Origin of the sequence: Sporosarcina sp. ZBG7A (genome assembly GCF_000813425.1) — a bacterium.
Taxonomy (GTDB): domain Bacteria; phylum Bacillota; class Bacilli; order Bacillales_A; family Planococcaceae; genus Sporosarcina.
In genome coordinates this window covers 40888-64381 of sequence record NZ_JWIB01000034.1, presented here as the reverse complement: position 1 = coordinate 64381, position 23494 = coordinate 40888, and the positions used below count along the sequence as shown (strand labels likewise).

The following is a 23494-nucleotide window of genomic DNA, read 5'->3' as shown; positions in this document are numbered from 1 at the left end:
CATCCCAAGGAGTTCATTCTTGGGTTTTTGCTTATGCACATTTACATCCACAAGTAATAACATAGGTATTAACATCTAAAAGAGCTCAATGACTAGGCTCTTGAGATTGGTTCGTGTTTCAAGTACCGCGCGATCGGTTTTATTCACGTTGTTCCAATGTGTCCTGATGAAATCGACATTGACTTTCTATTATAGAGTTGATCCGGCAAAAAAGTGGCGAGGCGTCCGTTATAATTTTTTTCAGCCTGCAAGTTTAATTGAACAGAGTTTAATCCCGTTGCGATCTATGCTGCGGGTTTTTTGTATGTGCTGACAAGAATGGAGCTAACTATGCTAAACTATCAGAATAATATGAGGTGAATTTATTCGTTTTAGTAGATTTTAATATCCATTGATAACTAGCCAATTTCAAATAGAAAGGAAGAGCGTTATGGAGCCCAAAAGGAAAGTGGAGGTACTTCCTTACTCGTCAACATGGCGAACTGCATTTCAAAAAGAAGCGGCTACATTACGAATGATTTTTGGTTCGGAGCTACTAGAAGTGCATCATATCGGCAGTACAGCAGTGGTTGGATTGTCTGCTAAGCCAGTGATTGACCTTCTACTCGTTGTTCGTTCGATTTCACGTGTAGATGAATGGAATGGAGCGATGCATGGAATTGGGTATGAAGCAAAAGGTGGAAATGGTATTGAAGGAAGACGTTACTTTCAAAAGGGTGGCAATGCGAGGAGTCATCACGTTCACGTCTTTGAAGAAGGAAGTCCTGCCATTGCTCGTCATCTTTTGTTTCGAGATTATTTAAGGGTACATCCTGCTCGTGCGATAGAATATGGAGAGTTGAAAATCCGATTAGCCGGACAATTTCCGTATGATATCGAGAAGTATATAGAAGGGAAATCAGATGTAATCCGACGAATTGAATGTGATGCTGCTCAGTGGTCCCGTGAATGTTAGGTTTTACTAGAAGTGGATGTTGTATTAGCCAGATTCTATTTAGAAAGTGCACTTGTTTATTATGTAACGCAGAACGATTATGATTATGCCCTTCTACTGAGTCGAGTGGTGTATCAAAATTCTTGAGTGTAATTTAATTGAAACAATACTAGTGAATAATACATACGTAAAAAGCAATTAGGATAGCGGTATCTCACTGGAAAGTTCGATACAAAATTAAACCGAAACTAGATTGGATGGTTCCTTCAGCGGAATATTTGCTATCTTAAGATAAAGAGAGTCTTTACTTTTTACGGAAAAAGGGGAATGGAAAATGAGAGTGTTAGATGAGACTATACAAAAAATTGGAAAGTTGGATGAGGAGATCATGGAAAGGGCAAGGAAACGGGTAGACAGTTTGATCAAACCTCCCACTAGCTTAGGAAGACTCGAGGAGATTGCCGTACAATTAGCAGGCATCACTAAAGAACTTACCCCTTCAGTCGATCAGAAAGCGATTATAACGATGGCTGCTGATCATGGTGTATACGATGAGGGCATTTCAAGTAATCCTCAAGAGATCACGTTCGCCCAAACTCTACTCTTTCAAAAAGGTTTGACAGGGGTGTGTGCAATAGGTAGGGTTTCAGGGGCGAAAATTATAGCGGTAGATATTGGAATTAAAGGGGAACTCCCTGAAGTTGCAGGCGTGGTCAAAAGGAAAATTAAACATGGAACAGATAATATGGTGAAAGGTCCTGCAATGACTAGAGAGGAAGCGATCCAATCGATCGAGGTTGGCATAGAGATGGCCAATCAGGAAGCGAGAAATGGAATCCGTTTGATTGGAACAGGCGAGATGGGGATTGGCAACACCACTCCGAGTACGGCTATTTTGTCTGTTTTAAAAAATTGCGATCCGTTAGAAATTACCGGAAAAGGGGCAGGTGTGGGACCAGGAGGAATTGAGCACAAAGCAGCGGTCATTAGGAAAGCCATTACGAAAAATAAGCCAAATCCGAATGATGGAATCGATGTTCTGGCAAAGGTTGGCGGGTTGGAAATCGGTGGCATGGCAGGTGTGATGCTGGGGGCAGCAGCGAATCGGATACCTGTCGTGATAGATGGTTATATTTCAACAGTGGCGGCCTTGATTGCAGTGTCTATTGAACCTAACGCCAAGCAATATTTCATAGCCTCCCATGCATCTGCAGAACCAGGTGGGCGACTGGCAAGCGAGCTATTAGGAATTGAACCGATGTTAACAATGGATATGTGTCTGGGGGAAGGTTCTGGAGCAGCTTTAGCCTTCCCGATTATTGAGGCGGCTGTTAGCATGATGAAACATATGGCAACTTTTGCGGAAGTGGGAATGGAAATTTAGTTTCTATCTTTCGTTCATAACCGATATTGTCCACATTAGGACGTAGAGAAGCCTATATTTGAAAATGGATAGGAAATAAATGGAATTAGGATGAATCCATAACGGTCAAGTTTCTATTGTTATATAGCCGATTTCTATTTAATAGTTTGACGAACTTTTCTTCAGTACGTGACTTCATTTCAAATCTTATATTATTGCTAGTAAAGGATTGCGCTGGAATATGAGGATGACTATTGGGAATTTCAAGATGAGTTTCAGTCAGATTATGTTGAATGTCTGTGACATGGTGCAGTCCTGTCATATTGAAAAGGAGAAAAAATGATGAACTATGACATCCGACACGTAAGTAAAGGAAATAGAAGAGAGATGTTAGCCTTACGTGTTGCAAAAAATCAGCGGGCCTTTATCGAAACTATAGAAGAATGCTTAGCGGAGGCCGAGCAATGGAAGGAATTTCGGCCAGTCGGTTTGTATGTCGATAACGTGCCTGTTGGCTTTGCGATGTATGGCTCCTTGAAGGATAGCCAGGGAGGCCACAATCTTTGGATAGATCGAATGCTAATTGATGAGCAGTTTCAAAGTAGGGGATTTGGCCGTATGTTTATGGAGCTGCTAATTGAACGGGTGCTGAAGGAATATGGAGAGCAACCGATTTACTTGAGTGTTTACAAAGAGAATCGGGGTGCAGTTCACTTGTATGAAACACTCGGTTTCGTATTCATCGGTGAATATGATACAGCTGGTGAAGAGATTATGCGGAAGGGGTAGTAATGAGAGCTTGGATAGAATTTCTTACTGAACCGTTAATGGAACGAAGAGAGAAGGGGAGCTATGAGATCCATCTATCTACTCGTAATCATAGGCTTGGTGTCCGTATTAACTGCCTGCCAATCAAAAGAAGCAGAGCAATTCATCAAGCAGGAAAGCACAGTGCAAGAAGCGCAGCAACTAGTCGAGGAAGCGATGCGAGATAAGGGGCTGACCGTGTCAGTAGGAAAAGTGCAGTATGACAATATCGGAAAGTCTATAGATACAAGCAGAGTTGTGGTCGATTATGAAACGAAGCATGATCCCGTTTACAAAGGACGCGCGTTTTTACATGTGGATGAGGAAGCGAAGCCTAGAAGGTTTGCCGGTGTGGATCATTTAGGCTTGGAGCGTACGGAAGGTCTTATGACACTCGGTGATGTTTTAATGGAGAGAATCTCAAACGCAGCTTATAAATCTGCAGTGCCTAAAGTGGACAAAGTCATGAAGGAAATCCCTGGATTGAGCTGGGAAGAAAGCGAAAAGATTGTCTTTAACCAAGTAGGTTATGAACAGGAAATGTTTCCTGATCTATTGAGTTTGTACGGAGAAAATCGACTGGAAAATCCATCCGAAGAGGAAGCAAAAGAATGGATGGAACAGTTTAAGGGGCGTTCAGATATTGACGAATCTGAAATGTGGTTACCTTTTGACTACTCTGGTGAAATGACGAATGCTCAGTTCGAAAAAATTTTGGAGCGTTTTAGCGGTCTTGAAGATTTATGGGAAGGACCGCTGTACATTCGTATTACGGCTGATCGATTCGATGAGTCTGAGGATCCCATCTACAATAAGTATTCAAATGGAATGGGATCGAATGTGTTCATTGGGGGATTTGAGTGATGATTTGCATGCTAGCGCGCTACATGCAAGCACCAAAACTCAGGAGGAGAACTCCATCAAACACCCGTGGATAAACACAATTAAAAGCAACCTTCCTACGCTGGAAAAAGGCGCGGGAAGGTTGCTTGTTTTTCTCATAAAGATGCACAGAAAGGAGCTGAAGTTTGTTGATTGGCGGATGCAGTTCTCAAGTAACTTCTGAAAGAAGGAAGTTTCACGAACCACCTTAACGTAGCTAAATTGAATCACAAAGCTCCATTTATATGAATCAACCTCGTTAATTCAACAGTGTTGGGACTGTGCGGTATCCCGTGATACTTAGGATTTAAGCTCCCAACACTAAGGTGGCCAACATATATACGGATGATACGATGGTGATAATTGCAATCAGTAATTTTAACTGTGGTATTGGAACTTTGTTTGCAATACGTGTGCCTGTCAAGATACCGATAACGGTGCCAAGCAAGCTGGCAACAATTAGTATGGCGGTTGAGTCCAAGTTGGCACGGGAGAAGTATCCAGCCATGGAAGGGATAGCGATAATGACAGAGTTCAGAAGACCCACGCCGACCGCCACTCTAATATTGACTCCAAGACTTGCTAGCAACGGGACTAATAATATCGGTCCGCCAGCTCCCGTCAGAGCACAAATGACTGCTGTCAAAAAACCAAGCAGCATTACGAAAAGGCGATGATCTAACAGAGATGAACGTTTTTGTTCAGCCTCGCCTTTGTTTTTCTTTAACAGAATAGATAATCCCGCCAGTAAAACGAACAGATAAAGGAAGAGCTTTACTAGGAAATCGGAAGTTAAGACATTGATTTGAACACCTAAAAAAGCTCCAGGAAGGCTACCGATACTTAAAAATAGGGCAAGTTTCAAATCCATTTGTTTCATCTTCCAATAAGAGTAGGCTCCGAGTACACCCGAAACGGCAAACGCCAAAAAACTTAGCGCAAGGGAGTCATGTACAGGCATGTGTAAAAAACCAACGTAAATTAGTGGCAATAGGAAACCGGCAATCCCGGATATCCCTAAAAAGATGCCAATCACCAAGTTGGCCAGTAAGACGATACAAAAAAGAAAAATGGACATAAGTTAAACCTCGATTATTCTTACCCTTAGTGAAGGACTGAAAGCACCTGTGCACCGCACAACTCAGACACTTATGGGAATTATTTTCAATCTTTGTGGTGCACAGGTAATGTCTACTCTAAAAAATAAAGACTACTTAGTACGATATATGAGCTGCACAACGCCTGAAGAAAAAACATTTGTATCCATTAGTTGTAAAGGTAATCGTTGCTTAAGATCTTCGAACAATGGTTTTCCTTCTCCCAGCGCAATCGGGTGTATAGATAATCTGAATTCGTCAACGAGCCCCAGGTCGATGAATGTTGAAATTAGACCTGCTCCGCCATACAGCCAGATGTCTTTACCCGGCTGTGCTTTTAAATCGGTGATTATTTCAGAGATGTTGTCGTTTATAAGAATAACTCCCTGTTCGATTTCGTTTTTTGTTGTGGAAAATACATACTTTTTCTTAGCGTGTATCAAATCCCATAGTTCGCTTTCTTCCTGATTTTGAGGTTGATAGTGTCCCCACAAATCATAGCTTTTCCTGCCGTAAAGAATCGTGTCGATCTGATTCAAAAAATCATTGAACTCCATTTCAGCATCCATGATGCACCAATCGGTTTCACCATTCTTTCCTTCAATAAATCCATCTAGTGTGACGGCTAAGTCCAAAATGACTTTTCGTTGCCTTTTTAAATTTTGCATGGTGTATTCTCCTTTGAAGATAATCGTAAATAGTGGTTTGCTTAGGAAATTTGGCTCGCTCCCTGCGCATGGTACATAGAGTAGGACTAGTTACGATTAATCATAAATGATTGCTTTCCCTTGTTCACGCAATGTGTTCAAGGCTGTCAGCATCCGGCTGATCTCTTCATCGGAATGGCGTTCCCATTTGCCCAGCACTGCTATTATTTTCAACGGGGATTTAGAGCGGTATGAACGTGTTGGATTGCCGGGGAATCGTTTGTCCGTCACGTTTGGGTCATCTTCAAAGGCACCTGTTGGTTCAACAATGTAAATTCGTTCCTGGGATCCGGACGTGGCCAGTTCAGCACCCCATTTGGCGGCATCCAATGTTGCGGTGAAGTAGATATGGTTGGATTTTTTGTCCTGATAGTTCGAGCGGTACTGTGGCTCCAGGAAGTCTCCTATTTGCAATTCCGCTTTCGTACCATGAAAGAAAGGGCCACTCTCCTGTAACGTATTTTTGTTGTCCATTCAATTACACTCCTTTTCTTGCAGATTTGTATGTATCAGTATAGGGCAGCAGGTATTAGAATAACAGTCTATAAGTGATTTTTCGGTTGTGGTATAATGGAAGCAAAGGGGGGCTCTCTGACTGCAAAGGAGCTTTCCCTATGCAATATTCGTGTATGATTAAGACACTTTCCGATTTATTGGAAAGTGTTTTTTTATGGTACTGCATTATTCGAAATCAGATGATAAGATTAAGAAGGAAATAGTTCTCAAACAAAGATTTTATTCAGGTTGATTGGACAGTAGCATAACAAGTGAAGAAAAACGTTTTGAGAAACTATCAGAGATCGGGGATGTAGCATGACAATAAGAAGTTTATGGGGAGCTGTGATCATTTTCAGTGTTCTGGAATTGGTTGCAATTCCAGTGTTATTGGTAGTTCCAAATAAGCTCTATCAAGCTGTAGACGGCGTCTTTATCATTGCTTTCATCGTATATCCGCTATTTTATCTGCTCTCCCTTTTAATGTTGAAAAAGGGAACTAAAAAAATGGGGGCAGTCATTTTGCTCATTCCATTGCTCCTATACACCCCTATCTTGATGGTTCTCCAGGAACTGATTCGATAATCGGCTATTCATGTCTTTTATAAGGGCATATAACTTATTTGTGAGGTGTAAATATGCAAAATGTGATTCCGGCGTTCCGTATTACAGACTATACAAAAAGTATCGCGTTTTACGTAGACGATATGGGTTTTAAAATCGACTGGGTGCATCAATTTGAACCCGGGTTTCCTATATTTGTCCAGATTACTAAGGATGAAATGACAATGTATTTAACTGAACATACTGGAGACTGCCAAATTGGTGGATTAATTCACTTATTTGTTCCTAATGTTGACAACTGGTACAACGAATTAAAAAGTAAAAAGGATATATGTATTACTAGCCCTCCAAATGAGGATCTTGAAGGCCTCCGTATGATGACAGTGGTAGATCCTGATGGAAATCAATTACGCATATGTACTCGTTTATAAACCCATCTGAACTAGTAATAATTTGCATCGAAAGGACGCAGTTGTGGCGTAAGCTTGTGCTTCAATTAAATAGGCGGATCCAACAAGTCATATTTCGTGACTTGTTGGGTCCGCCTTTGTTTACATCTTCTTATTCACCGCAAAGCTCTTCTGCGATATTTACAAAGTAATTTACCCCATACTGCAAAGCAGTCTCCTCAATCTTGAATTTCGGATGATGCAGGGGATAGGCTTTGCCAAAGTCTTCGTTATGAACACCGATGAATTGCATGGAGGCAGGAACTACTTCTGAATATGCAGCAAAGTCCTCAGCTCCAAACATCGGCTCTGGCAAATCGATCACGTTCTCTTCTCCGACTAATTTAGCTGCGGCACGACGTGTGATTTCCGTTGCTTCTGAGTCGTTATGAACTGCGGAACATCCGAGATCCCACTTGATTTCAGCGGTTGCACCATGTGTGTTTGCGATTCCGTTTACCACTTGGTCTAAGTATTCTCGAGCTTGTACTCGAACGACTGGATCGTGTGAACGAATCGTGCCACCAAATGATGCACTTTCTTCAATGACATTCAACGAGTTTCCACAATTGAACTTTGTCACAGTGATGACAGGAGCCTGCAAGATCGGCAATTTACGAGAGACGATCAGCTGAATATTTGTGACAATCTCTGCCCCGATAATGAGTGGGTCGATAGCGAGTTCTGGAGTAGAGGCATGACCACCTCGTCCGATAATTTTCACTTCAAAGTCATCTCCTGCTGCATTCATCTTACCAGCACGCATCGAGAACTTGCCCGCATTTTCATAAGGATAGACATGCAATGCAAAGACGTAATCGACGCCTTCCATGACGCCATGCTCGACAAGTTCTTGAGCTCCACCTGGCGACACTTCTTCTGCATGCTGGAAGATGAAACGGATTTCTCCGCTGAATTCATCGCGTCTTTCAGACAAGACTTTCGCTGCGCCCATCAGCATAGAAGCATGTGCATCATGACCACAAGCATGCATCACGCCTGGGGTTTTGGATTGGAAGTCGATATCTGCCTCTTCATGGATAGGTAACGCATCGATATCTGCACGGAAAGCGATTGTGCGAGATGTTTCAGCAGAAGGTTTTCCACCTTTCAATACGGCATAGACACTCGTTTTTGTCGGTCTCGTCACCGTGAGTCCTGGAAACCCGGAAACAGTCTTATAGATATAATCCGAAGTTTTATACTCGTGATGGGATAGTTCTGCATTTTCATGTAAATGGTGTCTCCATGAAATAACTTCCTTTTGCAATGCGTCTAGATTCAAAACCAATTGTAAAACCTCCCAATTATTTTAAAATGGTCCGTAGTTAGTGGCTTGTGCAATGATGAGGAAAATAATTGTAATCCCGACTTGAATAAGTACATATGGGAATACCCATTTGACCCATTGAGTGAACGGAATTCCAGCAATAGCGAGTCCTGCTAACAAAACTCCGCTCGTTGGAATAATGGTATTTGAGATTCCATCCCCCATCTGGAAAGCGAATACTGCAGTTTGTCTTGTAACGCCGATCAAATCAGCGAGTGGTGTCATCAGTGGCATCGTTAGAGCTGCTTGACCGCTTCCAGAAGGAACGATGAAGTTGATGACTAACTGCATAAAGAACATTCCGATCGCATTGATAGATGCGGGCAATTGACCAACTAATCCAGCTGAAAAATACAAAATCGTATCCAGTAAGCCACCGTCTTTCGTAACGACAAGAATCGTTTGAGCGATCCCGATAATTAAGGCCCCAGCGACCATTTCTCGTGCTCCTGATACGAAACCATCTGCCATCTTATTCATAGATAACTTTCCGATAATCCCCATAATAATCGCACTGAAAAGGAAGATACCACCTATTTCACTAATGTACCATCCGAATTTAATGACTCCTACAACTAGCGCGATGAAGTTCGCAAGCAGGACAAGTAAGGCAAGTAAATGTCTTTTACTCATTTTAAAATCCATATCTATGGCTACTTGATCTTTCGGATCAAACTTGCCATAGATGCCGGCTGCAGGATTTTTCTTAACTTTCATCGCATGTCTATAGATGAAGACAACTGTTAGTAGATAGAACACAATGAAAATCGCAATGCGTAATCCCATTCCCGAATAGATCGGGAGTTCAGCAATGCTTTGTGCAACAGCAACGTTAAATGGATTCGTGATGCCTGTTACAAATCCGGTAGCCATCGTACCGAGCATGACAATTGCGAAGCCAGTTAATGCATCCATCCGCAGCGCCATCGTCATCGGAACGATAATGGCAATATAGACGAGTGTATCTTCAGCCGAGCCAATTAACGTACCAAGTAACGCGAAAATTAGAACCAATAATGGAATGAGGACGATTTCACGTTTCCCGAATCGTGCTGCGACTACCTTGATGAATGAATCAATCGCCCCTGTTGCTTGCATAATTCCAAGTGCACCACCAAAGAGGAACACAAACAAAATAATATGCGAGCCTTCCATTAAACCTAAATGCACACTATTAAACATTTGAAGGAGTCCAACTGGTGTTCTATCGACAAATTCAAATGAGTTCGCATCCACAAGTGTTCGACCATCTTGTTCAATTCGATCATAATGGCCAGCAGGCACGATATATGTGAGCACGGTCATAATGACAATGACAATGAACATGAGCGCAAATGCATTAATCCCTTTCGCTGGTGTTTCCTGTTCTTGATGGTTCAAGTAGTCTTTTGTTGGCTTTGTCATAATATCCCCCCCAGGATAACGAATATGAAAAATGAAGTGAACCTATTTTGTTATCGATTTTTTTTAGATAACAGGTAGTACTTGTATTGCATGTACTCTATTGAAAGCGTCGTTATTTAGAGAACGGCATCTAACAAAGTTCCTTCATTCATATACTGTCTTTTTGTGGAAGCGCTTCCACGTGTGATTAGACAAATTCGTGGGGCTAATGCCACCACGTTACAGACAAGAAAATCCTATACTATCTCTAAAACTCCGATCATCTTTGATTTCCTCTAGTTGGACTCAAAGTGTATTGAATTTTGATGCCCCTTGTTTAGTGCTCTACAAAAACGCAAGTCCACTGTGTATACATCTACGAGCAATAATTTACCTCAACTCCTTTTTCCGTACAACGGAAACTGTTTCCGATGAAAGGAAATTTGTTATATAGAATATATGCTGAATCTAGTGTGCTGTCAATATATTTCGAAAAATTAATCATTATTTATTCTACTGACGATTGAAAATATATAGAGACTCTTCAAATTCAAGTAGGGGAAAGGATATAGGATTTCATATAATAGAGATTTTCTAGTGGTTCTCAATGTGTTATAAAACAGGTAAGGACTGTAAAAATGGTCATTATACAAGATCGTTTTTATCACCTTAACTTCAGCTTTTGTTCAGTACCCATCCTGACTCGCGGTTGTAAATGATCTAAGAGTTTTATAGTTATCTTAAAAGATGAGGATGAATTGATGTGAAGGTTTATTACATGAAAATTGAATCTTTAAAGGATACGAATCGTATAAAATCGTAAGAAGTCTTGACGGATTATGAGTACTCGATGGAAAGGGGACCAAGCCAATGGGATTTAAACCAAAAATAGATAAGAAGTTTCTTTTGTTCATCGGTAGTTGCATGTTGGTAATCGGCATTGCCACATGGTGGCCACTGTTTCTAGAAGGGGGAACCGATTGGCCAGTTATTTTGACACTTGCCGTTGTGTTTCTGTTCAGTGTTGGTGTAATTGCATGGTGCAGTTTTGCTGTTCGCTATGTTTTTCATCCCGATTATTTGTTGGTACAAGGTGGACCATTCCGAAGTAAAATTCCTTATGAAACCATTACGACTGTAGGAACTACACGTGATATCTATACAGGCTACAGGTTGCTGTCTTCTGTAGATGCTCTTGAATTGTTTTACACACATGCGTTACTCGGCAGTGTGAAAATTTCACCGCGAGACAAAGATGCATTTTTACAAGAACTTCTAGCTCGTAATCCAAGAGTAAAGGTATTGGAAACCAATAAATGAGGGAGAAACAAAGGGGTTCGGCATATGCCTGAGCTCTTTTTGTTTTCGAATTATTTGCTGATTGGAGCTTCTCACTATAGAAAGCAATTCCTTCACAGGCTACAATGTGGTTAACTATATTGTAAAAGCTCAAGGTGAAACATTGGTAATTGTTGGATGCTTGAGGAGTAGAAAAAAGCTGAGGTGAAAACACATCTATGACTATACAGATTAAGCAAAGATTATTGAATAAGGTAGACCAGAAAGAATTTATCATTGGAGTGGCTTCAGGTTCAGGTAAATCAGCAAAATCTACAGTGGCTGGCGGAGGAGATATGATATTAGCGTTAAACTCCGGTCGCTTTAGACAAATGGGAGTCAGCTCACTAGCAGGCTATCTTCCTTATTTAAATTGCAACAAACTAGTAATGGAGTTTGGTTCTAGGGAAATACTCCCTATCGCAAAAGGGTTTCCTGTTGTTTTTGGACTGTGTGCAACCGATCCTTTGATCAATTTAGAACTGTACATTCAAGAAATTAAAACAAAGGGGTTTACAGGGATTAATAACTATCCTTCTGTAGGAATGATAGACGGGATGTTTAGAGAGGCATTGGAGGAGCAAGGGATATCGTATGAAACGGAAGTAAGTGCGATAAAAATCGCCCATGAGCAAGGGCTGTTTACAATTGCATTTGTATTTGATAAAGAGCAAGCGAGACAGATGTTGGATGCTGGAGCTGATGTTATTTGTGCTCATCTAGGTTTTACAAAGGGCGGGATGCTAGGCGCAAAGAAGGCACTTAGCTTAGTAGAAGGAGCAAAAGTGGTCAATGAAATCTTTAGCGTTTGCAATCACGAAGATCGTCAAGTCATTAAAATGATTTATGGAGGGCCAGTTTCTACCCCAACAGATGTGAAATATATGCAAGATAACACAGCAACGATGGGATATATCGGAGGATCTTCTTTTGAAAGGATTCCTACAGAACAAGCTTTGTCCTCGACAATTAGAAAGTTTAAGAACGTAGGACAAAAAGGAGCGGATGAATTTTTAGTAAAGATGTTAGAAGGGGCTGAAAAACACTATGAGTATGCAGAATTTGTAAAGGAATATATCTCAGTAAACTATATGACGAAAATCTCACTAGAGGATTTGGCGCAGCTCTTACATATTTCAAGACCCTATTTAAGTAAAGTGTTTAAACAGGAAGTCGGTTGTTCGTATAGTAATTATTTAATTGAGTATAGAATGCATAAATCCATTGAATTTATGAGCCAGAACTGTTTCCAGCTAGCTGAAATTGCAAACATGACAGGATTTAGCGATTACGCACATTTTAGTAAGGCTTTTAAAAAGTATGCAGGACAATCTCCCCGAGAATATGTAGAAAGATTACAAGAACACATGAAATGAGTACCATTTAACATATACGGTTGTTGGAATCGGGTGTATTCTAACAGTAGGATGTATAATATTCAGATTATTTAATTGTTGTAGATAAATTTGGCACTGCAACTCGTATTTTGTTTTTCAGATTGAACAATTACTTTTTTCTACGGGGGAGATTGTTTTGAAGAAAACTGTTTTGTTGATAGGAACCCTTGATACTAAAGGGGATGAATATGAGTATGTTCGCGATTTGATAGCTTTAAAAGGATTTGAAGTAGTTTTAATTGATGGAGGTGTAGTAGGTGTGCCTACAGTTACGCCTACATTTAGTGCCGAAGTGGTAGCTGATTTAGGTGGGAATACTTTAACAGCTTTACGGGGCCAACATGATCGTGGTTTAGCTATGAAAGTTATGTCAAAAGGTATTGCAAAATTAGTTGACCGGTTATGTTTGGAGCGTGATGTAGTTGGTGTCATGGGAATGGGCGGATCTGGTGGAACAGCGCTAATTACACATACTATGAGACAACTACCGATCGGGATGCCGAAATTGGTGGTTTCAACAGTTGCTTCGGGTGACGTGCACCCTTACGTTGGAACGAAAGACATTACAATGATGTATTCCGTTGTGGACGTTGCTGGTTTGAACAAAATTTCTCGACGAATTCTAGGAAATGCTGCTGGGGCACTAATTGGTATGATTGAACAAGAGATTCCGGAGGTTGAAGACAAGCCAATCATCGCTGCAAGTATGTTTGGAGTTACGACAACTTGTATAGAAAATCTCAAGAAACATATTGAAGAGAACGGATATGAATTATTAGTATTCCACGCAACAGGTAGCGGTGGACAAGCAATGGAGTCTCTCATTAGTGATGGGTTCATCAAAGCTGTAGCGGATGTGACGACCACTGAACTATGTGATGAGTTAGTAGGTGGTGTACTTTCTGCAGGTCCTCATCGACTAGAAGCGGCGGCACGTGAAGGCATTCCTCAAGTGGTTTCTTGTGGTGCGCTAGATATGGTGAACTTTGGGGCAATGAATACCGTTCCTTCCAAGTTTGCAAATCGTACTTTATATGAGCACAATGCTAATGTCACACTGATGAGAACGACCGCTGAAGAGTGTGCTGAACTAGGGAAGATACTAAGTGGAAAGTTAAACGGAACGACTGGGCCGACTACTTTGTTCTTGCCGTTAAAAGGTGTCAGTGCGATAGATGGAGCAGGTCAATTGTTCGATTCTCCTGAAGCCACGGAAGCATTGTTCACATCGATTAGAAAACATCTAAATCAAGATGTTGTAGAACTCATTGAGCTGGATCGACACATTAATGATCCAGAATTTGCAGCAGCTATGGCGTCACATTTATTAAGCAAATTGAATGAATAACATTGAGAAATGAGGGCTTGCAAATGACACTAACTATACGAGAAGTAGCATTAGAAAAACTTCGCAAACAAATTGCAAAAGGGAATCCGATTATCGGTTCAGGAGCGGGTACAGGAATCACTGCAAAGTTCGCAGAAAAAGGTGGTACGGATTTAATCATCATCTACAACTCAGGTCGATATCGTATGGCTGGTCGTGGTAGTTTAGCGGGTCTGATGCCTTATGGAGATGCCAATGCAATTGTTATGGACATGGGTTCTGAAGTACTTCCGATCGTAAAAGATACGCCGGTACTTGCTGGAGTTTGTGGAACAGATCCATTCAGAATAATGCCTAATTTTCTGAGACAGTTAAAAGATATGGGATTCCATGGAGTCCAAAACTTTCCAACTGTCGGCTTAATTGACGGGACGTTCCGAACAAATCTAGAAGAAACGGGAATGGGCTATGATCTAGAAGTTGAAATGATTCGTGAAGCACATGAATTAGGAATGCTAACGTGTCCTTATGTATTTACACCTGAGCAAGCTGTCGCGATGACGAAAGCTGGTGCAGATGTCCTGGTTCCGCACATGGGTCTTACAACTAAGGGAAGTATCGGTGCGCAAAGTAATTTGACTCTTGAGGAGTCAGCTAAAAAAGTACAGGAAATGCGTGATGCTGCTGTCGCGATTAATCCGGATATTATCGTATTGTGTCATGGTGGACCAATCGCAGAACCCGAAGACGCACAGTACATTTTTGAGCATACAGAAGGCATTGCAGGGTTCTTCGGCGCAAGCAGTATTGAGCGACTTCCAACTGAGGTGGCTATTGAAAAACAAGCCCGTAAGTTTAAAGATTTATCGATTTAAAAGATTTTTGACAATGCTCCTTCAATAAGTTATTTCTCTTTGTTTTAAGAATTTAAAATACATGTTTTGGAGGAATTAAAATGACTGAAGTAAAAGAGCAAGCAGGATTGAGATACATAAATCCAGAGGATGTTGAAACTCAAGAATTTGAGTGGGGAACACTTAAATGGATGAGTGAACCACGTGTGACGAACGCGGAGAAGTTTAGTATGGGTATCGTTATTTTGCATCCGGGTAAAGGTCATGACCGTCATAATCACCCTGAAGAAGAAGAGGTTCTTTACGTGATCTCTGGTGAAGGTGAGCAAACTGTGAATGACGGTGCACCGACGAAAATCACTGCAGGAATGTGTGTTCACATACCGAAGGGAGCATTCCATTCTACAATTAATACGGGTTGGGAGCCACTAAAACTAATGGCCATATACAGTCCACATGGTCCCGAAATGGTTCTTCGTGCAGATCCAAATTGTAAGGTGCTTGCCCCTGGAATTCTTCCAGGTAATTAAGTCGGAATTTAGGCTCAGAATCAATCCTGTGTGGGGAAACTCTCCTTTTGGCTAAAACACTCGTGATTGTTTGGTTACAGACAAAATGAAAAAATCAGTTGTTAATTGTCTAGGGAGGAAAAGACAATGCAAAATCTAGAATCTTTTTTTGACCAGAAGTTTAAAGGAGTAACATTGCAACCCCCGTTATTCAATTCATGGGATATTGCCATTCGATTTGATATATTAAATCCTTTATTGACTATTAAGGATTCCGATGATCTGGAAGACGCTTTTCAACGTTCCATTACATTGTATGATGAGGTATTTCGGGATGAAGATGAACTACTTGTAATAGCGGACGTTCGTACAACTGAGGATCACTTGTTTCTTGAAGAACCGTTAAAAGTATACCGAAGTTATATTAAACAACAGGACGTCTTAGATAAATTGAGGCATGAACTGATACCGGATGTTTGCAACGAAGAAGGGGAACAGTTGGTAGTCCATCGATTCACCTTAGGTTGCAAAAAAAAGGACATTCGATATGAAATCATATTGCGAGAAATTTGCTATAAAGACTTTGGGGAGGTCATGATACAGTTAGAGCAGAAGCCTCAAAGTAGTATTGAGTTTTATTTTATAAATTTGACGCGCGGCATTATTTATCACTTATATGATGGGCCGGGCTGTGACATTTTAGCGTTAAAGAAAGAAGAGATTCAATTTTTATATGAGAGTTACAATGATTGGATTAGTGAAGAGGAACGTAATCAGATAGACTCTGTTTTTGCAAATTCGGAAAGTATACGTTTAAAGTGAGAATGATCATTGAGCCAATTACTTTATAGTAATTGGTTCAGACTGTAGACAAAAGGGATGGGAATCGTGTTGATTTCCATCCCTTTTGTCTTTTTGCACCGTTGACTCTGAAAATGAAGGATAACAGGCCGTTGATTTCCGTTCCGGACGGGCGCTTTCCGGGGGCTTGCCCTCAGCCTCCTCGTCGCTTCGTGTCTGCGGGGTCTTCGCGCTGCGCTGATCCCCAGGAGTCGCCGTCCTGCACTTCAATCAACTGAATATGCTAAGACACATTCACATCATTCAAGCAAACAATGCAATAGTGAGGCACCATGTCCAGCTAACAAGACTAACTAGATGTAACAGAAGAATTGAGACACCGATGTGAAATCAAAGAAGTCTATGGGAATGCAAAGAAACAGTTGAACGCATCTTTGTCGATGTCAAGGAGAAACATGGTATGCGATGAACAACCAAAAGAGGGCTTAGGCTATTGAATGAATGACAATTTATAGAGAACAACAGGTTTTATGCTCGGTCTTCCGAATAGGGAATATAGATCTACAACCAATGGATAAATGAAGGGGAAATCAATTACTGCATCTAATTTACGGACCAGATGGTCTTGTGGAACTAACTGTTCGATTGTAAGCATTTCCATCTGTTCCCGTTCATTAACTTGATTCTTCGTCATCATTTCCATCACCTCATTTGATAGTTGGGAGATATTGTTGATTGTAGCGGAGAGCGGCGACTCCGGGGGGGAGAGAAAGCTGTGACGAATAACAGCTTTTTCGAGTAAAAGTGAAGCGTTAGGAGCACGTGTTTTCGAAGACTCTGGACTGAGCAAAGCTAGGGAGATGAGTACTGCCTTAATTTTAGCAAAGTTCGCCAAAATACGGCCAATCGAACTCTTCGTCGTTCGATTGGCTGAGAGCAAGCCCCTCGAAAAGCGTCCGCACGCAGCGGAAATCAACTTTTTATAGTTAAATCTATTGTAAAAAAATAGACTTTAGACCTACCTCGTGATTGCAAGAGTTTGTCTATAGTCTCTCCAATTACTTTAAAGTAATTGGTATTTCTTCTTTGAAATATTGAAATACGCAATGAAAACTTATTTGAAGCTAGAGTTTTCGTATGAAGCGATTACAGGTAGAACTTCTGAATGTTATATATTCAAGGTAATGGCTGTTTTATCGGTGAATACTCTTGAACTGCTTTCCTTCTTTTTTGAAGCCTACATTAAGTAGTCTAAGACCGATTTCGTGGTATACTGCTGAACGTTAAATATGTCTTCAGAACGGAGTGGGCAAGGATGACGAGAAAAATCATAATGAATTTGGCGATGAGCCTTGATGGATATATTGCGGATGACAATGGGGGATTCGACTGGATTGGTGGGGACGGCCATAGTGAGCTGGATACATCGGATCAGTTCAGTTTCTCAGACTTTTTAGAACAAGTCGATACGGTTGTAATGGGACGAAAATCGTTCGAGGATTCTACACTCGATATGGTGGCACAGCACAAGATTATCGTTGTGACTTCTTTAGATAAAGAGGACCAAGGAAATGTGCAATTTGTCAAAGGGGACATTGTATCGCACGTCCAAGATCTTCAGCAGGACGAAGGAAAAGATATTTGGCTCTTCGGTGGTAGCCAGCTGACAAACGCCTTTTTGAAAGCAGGCATCGTTGATGAATTCATCATCGGCATCGTTCCAATGATTCTTGGAGCTGGAACCCGTCTGTTCGAAGAAAACGATCGAACGATTCCATTACAGCTTGAGGAATACTCAGTCAATGAAGGACTTCCTATTTTACGGTATACGAAAAGAGCATAATATGATAAGTGGCCCTTGGGAGTGCAGTATTTGCAACTCAAAGGGCATTTTTGTTTTAGGCATTGGATTGGAGAACTGATATTTCAGATCTGTTTTTGAATGATTTACTCACTAGCAACTACTTTCCACACTTACCAAGCTGTGTATAACATTTCCTTATATCAAATGATAGATATTTCAGATTATACTTCTTGGGATTTGCCACGTATACTACTTGGCAAAGGGCATGAAGTCATGCCAATAGATTATATGATTAGATGGAGTTGTATGAAGGTTCATGGTTGCATCTTTTATCTAAGGAGTTGGAGTACATGCATTTCAGAAAAGCGACAGAAAATGATATCCCAAGTATTGTCGCCTTGCTAGCGGATGATGAATTAGGATCTGCGCGTGAAAGTACAGAAGATTACGTGGTAAACGATTATGTGGAAGCATTTGCAGAAATGGAAGCCCAATCTGGAAACCAACTCATTTTAGCAATTGATGATCAAAAAGTGGTTGGCTGTCTTCAGCTAACCCTCATTCCTGGTTTAGCTAGAAGAGGGTTGAAACGGGCACAAATCGAAGGGGTGCGAGTTGATAGACGTTATCGCAGTCAAGGGGTTGGTCAAGCCTTGTTTGAACGAGCGATTTCCATTGCAAAGTCTGAGGGTGCTGGTCTTGTCCAATTGACGACCGACAAACAGCGCGTAGATGCTCATCGTTTTTATGAAAGACTTGGATTTATCTCAAGTCACGAAGGTATGAAGTTGATTTTTTAAAAAATGTTGCCACTATAGATGATTGATGTCTAAAGTTTTGTCGTATTGAGCTTTGTTATAGCTCACAGATTCAGGAAAAATAGAAGAGAACGGCGGTGTGTTGCATGGCGTTTAACTGCGGAGCAACTGGTGATATGAAAATTATCCCTTACGATGAAACCTATTACACTGCGATCCATGCGATGTATCTTGAAGAAGGCTGGATGAATCTTGCTGAAAATTATACGCAAACTCAGGGAGCCTGGAGAAATTCAACCATTGCATTCATTGCAGTTACGAAAGATGATGAACTGGTAGCATGTGTGAGAGGTTTTACGGATACTCTTGTGACCACTTTTATTTGTGAAATGCTCGTAGAGAAGAAATTTCGTGGACACGGAATAGGTAAAGAAATACTGTATTATGTACATAGACTGTATCCAAGTACACGGATTGAAATGCTAGCAACTGAAGCATCGCACTCGTTTTACCAAAAAGAAGGATATCGCTCGTTCTATGGATTCAGGAAGTCATTTTAATTTACTCCTACAGAGAGTAAGAACAATCTCTTAAAATCTTTGCATCGTGATCATGTAAAAACAGGAACAGAATAGGCCATCTGTAAGAATATCCTTTATAGTACACAAGGAGCAAAAAGACACTTTCCAACTCTATGGAAGGTGTCTTTTTGTCGTTTTATAGCAACATTTAGCAAACTAACGCTCTTATTTTTTCTTATTAGTCAGTCAATTATACCAACTCATTTATGCACTAAATTACCAGTGTTTCTATAAATGAAAGCCCTTAGGAAGCATAGTAATTTACTAATAATTTCGATAAAGTGAAAGGGCTTACAAGAATAAGGAGAGGATGAAGTAGATGGTGAAATCGAAAAAGAAGTTCTTAACTGCGGTACTCGTTTGTACGTTAGCAAGTGGACTTGTTTTTGCTGAAACAGCTGGGGCCCATGGGAATTCGATTCCTAATAAGTCATGGAATAATCCAGGTTACGGAGCACCGATTCTACATCCAGGTTCAGTGAGAGGTGCGGGAATGAGACAGGAGCCTATTCAAGAAATTGATGAAGTCCTTAACAATGCAATTGAAGAAAACACGACCCCCGGGGCTGTTGTCCTTGTAGCACGCAGTGGACATATTGTGAAACAGCAAGCTTATGGCGATGCTGCTCGTTATGTGGACGACTCTTACACGGAAATGGAAAATCCTGTGACAATGCAAAACAACACCATTTTTGACGTCGCTTCAATTAGCAAAATTTTCACGACAGTAGCAGCTATGAAATTGTATGAAAAGGGAGCTATTCAATTGGACGCTCCTGTAGCACAATACATTCCTAAGTTCGCTGCAAATGGAAAAGAAACAGTTACGATACGACAGTTAATGACTCATACATCCGGATTCACCGCTTGGATTCCACTCCATTCCCAAGGAGAAACACGGGAAGACAGGTTGCAGCTTGTATATGCTCAACCATTGAAAGCTCAGCCGGGGAGCAGCTATACCTATAGCGATTTGAACATGATTACGTTAGGAGCAGTTGTTGAAAAACTATCAGGGAAACGCTTGGATCAGTTTGTAAAAGACGAAATTACTAAACCACTTGGTATGAAAGACACGATGTACAATCCACCTGCATCGCTTAAGAATCGGATTGCTGCGACAGAATTCCAACCTGAGATTGGTAGAGGACTCGTTTGGGGTGAAGTCCATGACGAGAATGCGTGGTCACTAGACGGTGTTGCAGGTCACGCTGGAGTTTTCTCCACAGCTAAAGATTTAGGGATATTTGCACATATGATTCTGAACGAAGGACGATATGGCGGCAAACGAATCCTTAAGCCTAAAACGGTTCAATTATTGAGTGAAAATCAGATTCCAGAATTTAAGGGGGATGATCATGGACTCGGATGGGAATTGAACCAAGGGTGGTATATGGATGCACTCTCAGATCCTTCATCAGCAGGGCACACCGGATTTACAGGAACAAGTATCGTGATTAACAAGAAAAACCAAACAATCGCGATTCTGCTAACCAATCGTGTTCATCCTACCAGAAATACAATTTCATTGAACTCTGTTCGAAGAGACTTCGTTCGACGTGTGGCAGATGCAATTCCAGCACCTATTCCTAGACGTACAGATGCGTGGTTTTCTGGATACGGGGACAAGCTGAATCGGAACTTACTTGTGGATGCAAAAGAAGAAGTCAACGAATTATCATTTAACACTTGGTATGAACTAGAAAAGGACTCTGACTTTGGAGTAATTGAAGTATCTAATGACGGTATTGAGTGGAATGAAGTAGGAGTTCATCTTACAGGAACGAACAACAAATGGAGTAATTTGACGGTTGCCCTCCCTGACGGAACAAAGCATGTTCGTTTCCGTTATGAGACAGATACATCTGTTAACGGACGGGGATGGTACGTAGGAGATATTAAACTGAACGGGAAACCTGTCAAACCAATTGCAGATTCAACGGATTGGGAAAATAGAAACTATTAAAGGAGAGATCTGTGGATGAAGAAACTTCGTGCCTATTTTTTAGTGCCCCTACTGATTGGATTGTTAGTAATATCTACTGGTGTGTCTGGTCAAACTGCTATGGCTAACTCACACAAATCACCGATTCAAGATTTAATCCTATTACAAAATGTTCCTGAATCGGAGAGCCAATTTGAAGATGGAACACTTCAGCTAAACCCTCTTCATGCATATAAAGAAGGACATTTTATGGAAGTGTCTCAAAATCTGAAATGGAAATCTACCAATAAAAGAGTCGCTACAGTTGACGACAATGGGGTGGTTACGATGTCTGGGAAACCTGGTATGGCCATCATTCAAGTGAGAGAAGGGAAACGATTTGACCATGTTGCCCTACTAGCAAAGCCTAATTTATCATCTGGAAAGTGGCACGACAAACTGCCAGTTACTTATCAGGTAGTGAAGATGAAAGGGAAACGATACAACCTCATTGAGAATGCAATCAGTCACATGACGCTTGAAGAAAAAGTGGGACAAATGCTCATGCCAGATTTCAGGAATATGAATGGCAAAAATGTCACAGAACTCACTCCTGAAATTGAGCAGCTTGTACAAAAGTATCATTTAGGCGGAGTGATTTTGTTTAGAGAAAACGTAGTCACTACAGAACAAACGGCACGTTTAGTATCAGATTATCAAAAAGCGTCTGAAAAATATGGTCTTCTCATGTCGATTGACCAAGAGGGGGGAATCGTAACGAGACTTCAATCTGGAACAGATATGCCAGGGAATATGGCATTAGGTGCTACACGATCAGAAGAACTTGCAGGTAAAGTCGGAGGAGCAATTGGTGAGGAACTGCATTCGTTGGGTATCAATATGAACTTCGCACCTTCCTTTGACATTAACAATAATCCGGATAATCCTGTAATCGGTGTGCGATCATTTAGTGAAGACCCAGAGCTAACAGCTCAATTAGGTGTAGCTTATACGAATGGTCTTCAAGGCACAGGAACGTCAGGAGCAGCAAAACACTTCCCTGGTCATGGCGATACAGCAGTGGATTCGCATTTAGGTCTCCCTGAAGTTCCTTATGACAAGGAACGGTTAAAGCAAGTGGAGTTGTATCCGTTCCAGAAAGCGATGGAAGCGGGAGTAGATGCAGTCATGACAGCACATGTCACGTTCCCGAAAATCGATGGGACAACAGTAATCTCTAAAAAAGATGGAACTGAAATTAATGTGCCTGCTACGTTGTCCTATAAAGTACTGACGGAACTGATGCGTGAGGAAATGGGATACGATGGATTAATCACAACAGATGCATTAAACATGAAAGCGATTGCGGATCATTTCGGACCAGTGGATTCTGTAATCCGAGCTGTACAGGCAGGGACTGATCTTGTCCTAATGCCAGTCGGATTGGAAAGTGTCGCAACGGGTCTCGTGGATGCGGTACGTACTGGAGAAATTTCAGAATCACGAATCGAAAGTTCAGTTGAGAGAATATTGTCCTTAAAGCTCAAGAGGGGCGTTATGAAAGAAGAGAATCCGAAGTCGATTGATGAAGTGATTGCAACTGCTAAGGAAACTGTAGGCTCAGATTCACATAAACAAATTGAGCGTGAGGTGGCCGAAAAGTCAGTGACTGTAGTGAAAAATAATGATGTACTACCGTTGAAGGTAAATTCATCAGAGAAAATCGCAGTCATTGGTAGCTCATATATCGATGAACTGTACCAAGCAGTGAAAAGTAAACATGAAAACACAATCTTGGTGAAAACAGGAGAGCCACTCTCTGCTGAACAGGTTTCACAGATTTCAGATGCGTCGGCAATCATTGTCGGTACAACTACTTCCACTGTAGCGGGCAGAGCACCTACTAACCCACAAATGAAAATGGTAAATGAGTTAATGAAACAAACAGAAGCACCTGTCATTGCGGTAGGAGTCAGAAATCCATACGACATCATGGCTTATCCGAACGTAGATGGGTACTTGGCTCAATATGGATTTAGAACAGCAAGCTTTAAAGCAACTGCATCCGTTCTATTTGGAGACATCCAACCTACAGGTAAACTTCCTGTGACAATTCCAAATCCAGAGGGAGGAACCTTGTATCCATTTGGACACGGACTAACCTACAACGAATAAGGGAGGGGTCAGATG

22 protein-coding genes and 1 pseudogene are annotated in these 23494 nt (G+C 41.2%); 17 read left to right on the top strand and 6 right to left on the bottom strand.

Translation table 11 applies throughout. The features are described 5' to 3' along the window. Positions 1 to 430 precede the first annotated feature (430 nt). The 4 genes from RL70_RS12655 (at position 431) to RL70_RS12640 (ending at position 3968) form a co-directional block, all read left to right on the top strand. Positions 431 to 955: a GrpB family protein gene (locus RL70_RS12655; protein WP_039043763.1), complete on the top strand. Its 525-nt coding sequence runs from the start codon at positions 431 to 433 to the stop codon at positions 953 to 955. A gap of 313 nt (positions 956 to 1268) precedes the next feature. Then, positions 1269 to 2318 (top strand): nicotinate-nucleotide--dimethylbenzimidazole phosphoribosyltransferase, encoded by a 1050-nt coding sequence (cobT, locus tag RL70_RS12650; protein ID WP_039043762.1) that lies wholly within the window; start codon positions 1269 to 1271, stop codon positions 2316 to 2318. Between the two features lie 321 nt (positions 2319 to 2639). After that, positions 2640 to 3086, top strand: a complete 447-nt coding sequence (locus RL70_RS12645) for an N-acetyltransferase (protein WP_039043761.1) — start codon at positions 2640 to 2642, stop codon at positions 3084 to 3086. Positions 3087 to 3149: 63 nt separating this feature from the next. Continuing rightward, entirely contained in the window at positions 3150 to 3968 is an 819-nt protein-coding gene (locus RL70_RS12640) for a hypothetical protein (RefSeq protein ID WP_039043760.1), read from the top strand. Between the two features lie 325 nt (positions 3969 to 4293). Here the strand turns inward: RL70_RS12640 and RL70_RS12630 are convergent, their stop codons facing one another. The 3 genes from RL70_RS12630 to arr form a co-directional block, all read right to left on the bottom strand. Continuing rightward, positions 4294 to 5064, bottom strand: coding sequence for a sulfite exporter TauE/SafE family protein (locus RL70_RS12630; protein ID WP_039043758.1), 771 nt, complete (start codon positions 5062 to 5064; stop codon positions 4294 to 4296). Positions 5065 to 5196: 132 nt separating this feature from the next. Further along, positions 5197 to 5751: a dihydrofolate reductase family protein gene (locus tag RL70_RS12625; RefSeq protein WP_039043757.1), complete on the bottom strand. Its 555-nt coding sequence runs from the start codon at positions 5749 to 5751 to the stop codon at positions 5197 to 5199. Between the two features lie 96 nt (positions 5752 to 5847). Continuing rightward, positions 5848 to 6264, bottom strand: coding sequence for an NAD(+)--rifampin ADP-ribosyltransferase (gene arr / locus RL70_RS12620; RefSeq protein WP_039043756.1), 417 nt, complete (start codon positions 6262 to 6264; stop codon positions 5848 to 5850). Positions 6265 to 6603: 339 nt separating this feature from the next. On the opposite strand from arr, the gene RL70_RS12615 reads away from it, so the two are divergent. Beyond that, on the top strand, positions 6604 to 6870 hold the full coding sequence (locus RL70_RS12615; protein WP_039043755.1) for a hypothetical protein: 267 nt from the start codon (positions 6604 to 6606) through the stop codon (positions 6868 to 6870). Positions 6871 to 6923: 53 nt separating this feature from the next. Further along, positions 6924 to 7280 (top strand): glyoxalase superfamily protein, encoded by a 357-nt coding sequence (locus RL70_RS12610; RefSeq protein WP_039043754.1) that lies wholly within the window; start codon positions 6924 to 6926, stop codon positions 7278 to 7280. Between the two features lie 130 nt (positions 7281 to 7410). On the opposite strand, the gene RL70_RS12605 is transcribed toward RL70_RS12610, so the two are convergent. Continuing rightward, on the bottom strand, positions 7411 to 8589 hold the full coding sequence (locus RL70_RS12605) for an amidohydrolase (protein ID WP_039043753.1): 1179 nt from the start codon (positions 8587 to 8589) through the stop codon (positions 7411 to 7413). A gap of 21 nt (positions 8590 to 8610) precedes the next feature. Then, positions 8611 to 10032 carry a YfcC family protein gene (locus RL70_RS12600; protein ID WP_039043752.1) on the bottom strand — a complete coding sequence of 474 codons (1422 nt, stop codon included), beginning with the start codon at positions 10030 to 10032 and terminating at the stop codon, positions 8611 to 8613. 849 nt (positions 10033 to 10881) lie between these two features. Between RL70_RS12600 and RL70_RS12595 the strand changes: the two genes are divergently transcribed. The 6 genes from RL70_RS12595 (at position 10882) to RL70_RS12570 (ending at position 16258) form a co-directional block, all read left to right on the top strand. Next, positions 10882 to 11331, top strand: coding sequence for a PH domain-containing protein (locus RL70_RS12595; RefSeq protein WP_039043751.1), 450 nt, complete (start codon positions 10882 to 10884; stop codon positions 11329 to 11331). Between the two features lie 197 nt (positions 11332 to 11528). After that, a complete protein-coding gene (locus RL70_RS12590; RefSeq protein WP_039043750.1) occupies positions 11529 to 12725 on the top strand; it encodes a phosphoenolpyruvate hydrolase family protein in 1197 nt (398 codons plus the stop codon). A gap of 157 nt (positions 12726 to 12882) precedes the next feature. Continuing rightward, positions 12883 to 14094, top strand: coding sequence for a Tm-1-like ATP-binding domain-containing protein (locus RL70_RS12585; protein ID WP_039043749.1), 1212 nt, complete (start codon positions 12883 to 12885; stop codon positions 14092 to 14094). 23 nt (positions 14095 to 14117) lie between these two features. Then, the gene (locus tag RL70_RS12580; protein ID WP_039043748.1) at positions 14118 to 14948 is read left to right on the top strand and encodes a phosphoenolpyruvate hydrolase family protein; all 831 of its coding nucleotides are present in this window, start codon (positions 14118 to 14120) and stop codon (positions 14946 to 14948) included. Positions 14949 to 15028: 80 nt separating this feature from the next. Beyond that, positions 15029 to 15457 (top strand): cupin domain-containing protein, encoded by a 429-nt coding sequence (locus RL70_RS12575; protein ID WP_039043747.1) that lies wholly within the window; start codon positions 15029 to 15031, stop codon positions 15455 to 15457. Between the two features lie 126 nt (positions 15458 to 15583). Further along, a complete protein-coding gene (locus RL70_RS12570; RefSeq protein WP_039043746.1) occupies positions 15584 to 16258 on the top strand; it encodes a DUF3885 domain-containing protein in 675 nt (224 codons plus the stop codon). A gap of 472 nt (positions 16259 to 16730) precedes the next feature. On the opposite strand, the pseudogene RL70_RS17920 reads toward RL70_RS12570, so the two are convergent. Continuing rightward, positions 16731 to 16934: pseudogene (locus RL70_RS17920) on the bottom strand (IS5/IS1182 family transposase); the annotation flags it as partial. A gap of 618 nt (positions 16935 to 17552) precedes the next feature. Between RL70_RS17920 and RL70_RS12560 the strand changes: the two are divergent. The 5 genes from RL70_RS12560 to RL70_RS12540 all read left to right on the top strand — a co-directional run bounded on the left by RL70_RS12560 (position 17553) and on the right by RL70_RS12540 (position 23479). Beyond that, positions 17553 to 18080 carry a dihydrofolate reductase family protein gene (locus tag RL70_RS12560; RefSeq protein WP_039043744.1) on the top strand — a complete coding sequence of 176 codons (528 nt, stop codon included), beginning with the start codon at positions 17553 to 17555 and terminating at the stop codon, positions 18078 to 18080. 311 nt (positions 18081 to 18391) lie between these two features. Then, entirely contained in the window at positions 18392 to 18841 is a 450-nt protein-coding gene (locus RL70_RS12555; protein ID WP_039043743.1) for a GNAT family N-acetyltransferase, read from the top strand. 104 nt (positions 18842 to 18945) lie between these two features. Continuing rightward, complete coding sequence (locus RL70_RS12550) at positions 18946 to 19359, top strand: GNAT family N-acetyltransferase (RefSeq protein ID WP_052245950.1); 414 nt, start codon at positions 18946 to 18948, stop codon at positions 19357 to 19359. Positions 19360 to 19699: 340 nt separating this feature from the next. Continuing rightward, positions 19700 to 21346 (top strand): serine hydrolase domain-containing protein, encoded by a 1647-nt coding sequence (locus RL70_RS12545; protein ID WP_039043742.1) that lies wholly within the window; start codon positions 19700 to 19702, stop codon positions 21344 to 21346. A 15-nt stretch (positions 21347 to 21361) separates the two neighbouring features. Continuing rightward, positions 21362 to 23479 (top strand): glycoside hydrolase family 3 protein, encoded by a 2118-nt coding sequence (locus RL70_RS12540; RefSeq protein WP_052245949.1) that lies wholly within the window; start codon positions 21362 to 21364, stop codon positions 23477 to 23479. Positions 23480 to 23494 lie beyond the last annotated feature (15 nt).

Excerpts from the sequence above, each read along its gene's own strand:
- RL70_RS12655 (WP_039043763.1), top strand. The coding sequence starts at position 431 with ATGGAGCCCAAAAGGAAAGTGGAGGTACTTCCTTACTCGTCAACATGG.
- cobT (WP_039043762.1), top strand. The coding sequence starts at position 1,269 with ATGAGAGTGTTAGATGAGACTATACAAAAAATTGGAAAGTTGGATGAG.
- RL70_RS12645 (WP_039043761.1), top strand. The coding sequence starts at position 2,640 with ATGAACTATGACATCCGACACGTAAGTAAAGGAAATAGAAGAGAGATG.
- RL70_RS12640 (WP_039043760.1), top strand. The coding sequence starts at position 3,150 with ATGAGATCCATCTATCTACTCGTAATCATAGGCTTGGTGTCCGTATTA.
- RL70_RS12630 (WP_039043758.1), bottom strand. The coding sequence starts at position 5,064 with ATGTCCATTTTTCTTTTTTGTATCGTCTTACTGGCCAACTTGGTGATT.
- RL70_RS12625 (WP_039043757.1), bottom strand. The coding sequence starts at position 5,751 with ATGCAAAATTTAAAAAGGCAACGAAAAGTCATTTTGGACTTAGCCGTC.
- arr (WP_039043756.1), bottom strand. The coding sequence starts at position 6,264 with ATGGACAACAAAAATACGTTACAGGAGAGTGGCCCTTTCTTTCATGGT.
- RL70_RS12615 (WP_039043755.1), top strand. The coding sequence starts at position 6,604 with ATGACAATAAGAAGTTTATGGGGAGCTGTGATCATTTTCAGTGTTCTG.
- RL70_RS12610 (WP_039043754.1), top strand. The coding sequence starts at position 6,924 with ATGCAAAATGTGATTCCGGCGTTCCGTATTACAGACTATACAAAAAGT.
- RL70_RS12600 (WP_039043752.1), bottom strand. The coding sequence starts at position 10,032 with ATGACAAAGCCAACAAAAGACTACTTGAACCATCAAGAACAGGAAACA.
- RL70_RS12595 (WP_039043751.1), top strand. The coding sequence starts at position 10,882 with ATGGGATTTAAACCAAAAATAGATAAGAAGTTTCTTTTGTTCATCGGT.
- RL70_RS12590 (WP_039043750.1), top strand. The coding sequence starts at position 11,529 with ATGACTATACAGATTAAGCAAAGATTATTGAATAAGGTAGACCAGAAA.
- RL70_RS12580 (WP_039043748.1), top strand. The coding sequence starts at position 14,118 with ATGACACTAACTATACGAGAAGTAGCATTAGAAAAACTTCGCAAACAA.
- RL70_RS12575 (WP_039043747.1), top strand. The coding sequence starts at position 15,029 with ATGACTGAAGTAAAAGAGCAAGCAGGATTGAGATACATAAATCCAGAG.
- RL70_RS12570 (WP_039043746.1), top strand. The coding sequence starts at position 15,584 with ATGCAAAATCTAGAATCTTTTTTTGACCAGAAGTTTAAAGGAGTAACA.
- RL70_RS12560 (WP_039043744.1), top strand. The coding sequence starts at position 17,553 with ATGACGAGAAAAATCATAATGAATTTGGCGATGAGCCTTGATGGATAT.
- RL70_RS12555 (WP_039043743.1), top strand. The coding sequence starts at position 18,392 with ATGCATTTCAGAAAAGCGACAGAAAATGATATCCCAAGTATTGTCGCC.
- RL70_RS12550 (WP_052245950.1), top strand. The coding sequence starts at position 18,946 with ATGGCGTTTAACTGCGGAGCAACTGGTGATATGAAAATTATCCCTTAC.
- RL70_RS12545 (WP_039043742.1), top strand. The coding sequence starts at position 19,700 with ATGGTGAAATCGAAAAAGAAGTTCTTAACTGCGGTACTCGTTTGTACG.
- RL70_RS12540 (WP_052245949.1), top strand. The coding sequence starts at position 21,362 with ATGAAGAAACTTCGTGCCTATTTTTTAGTGCCCCTACTGATTGGATTG.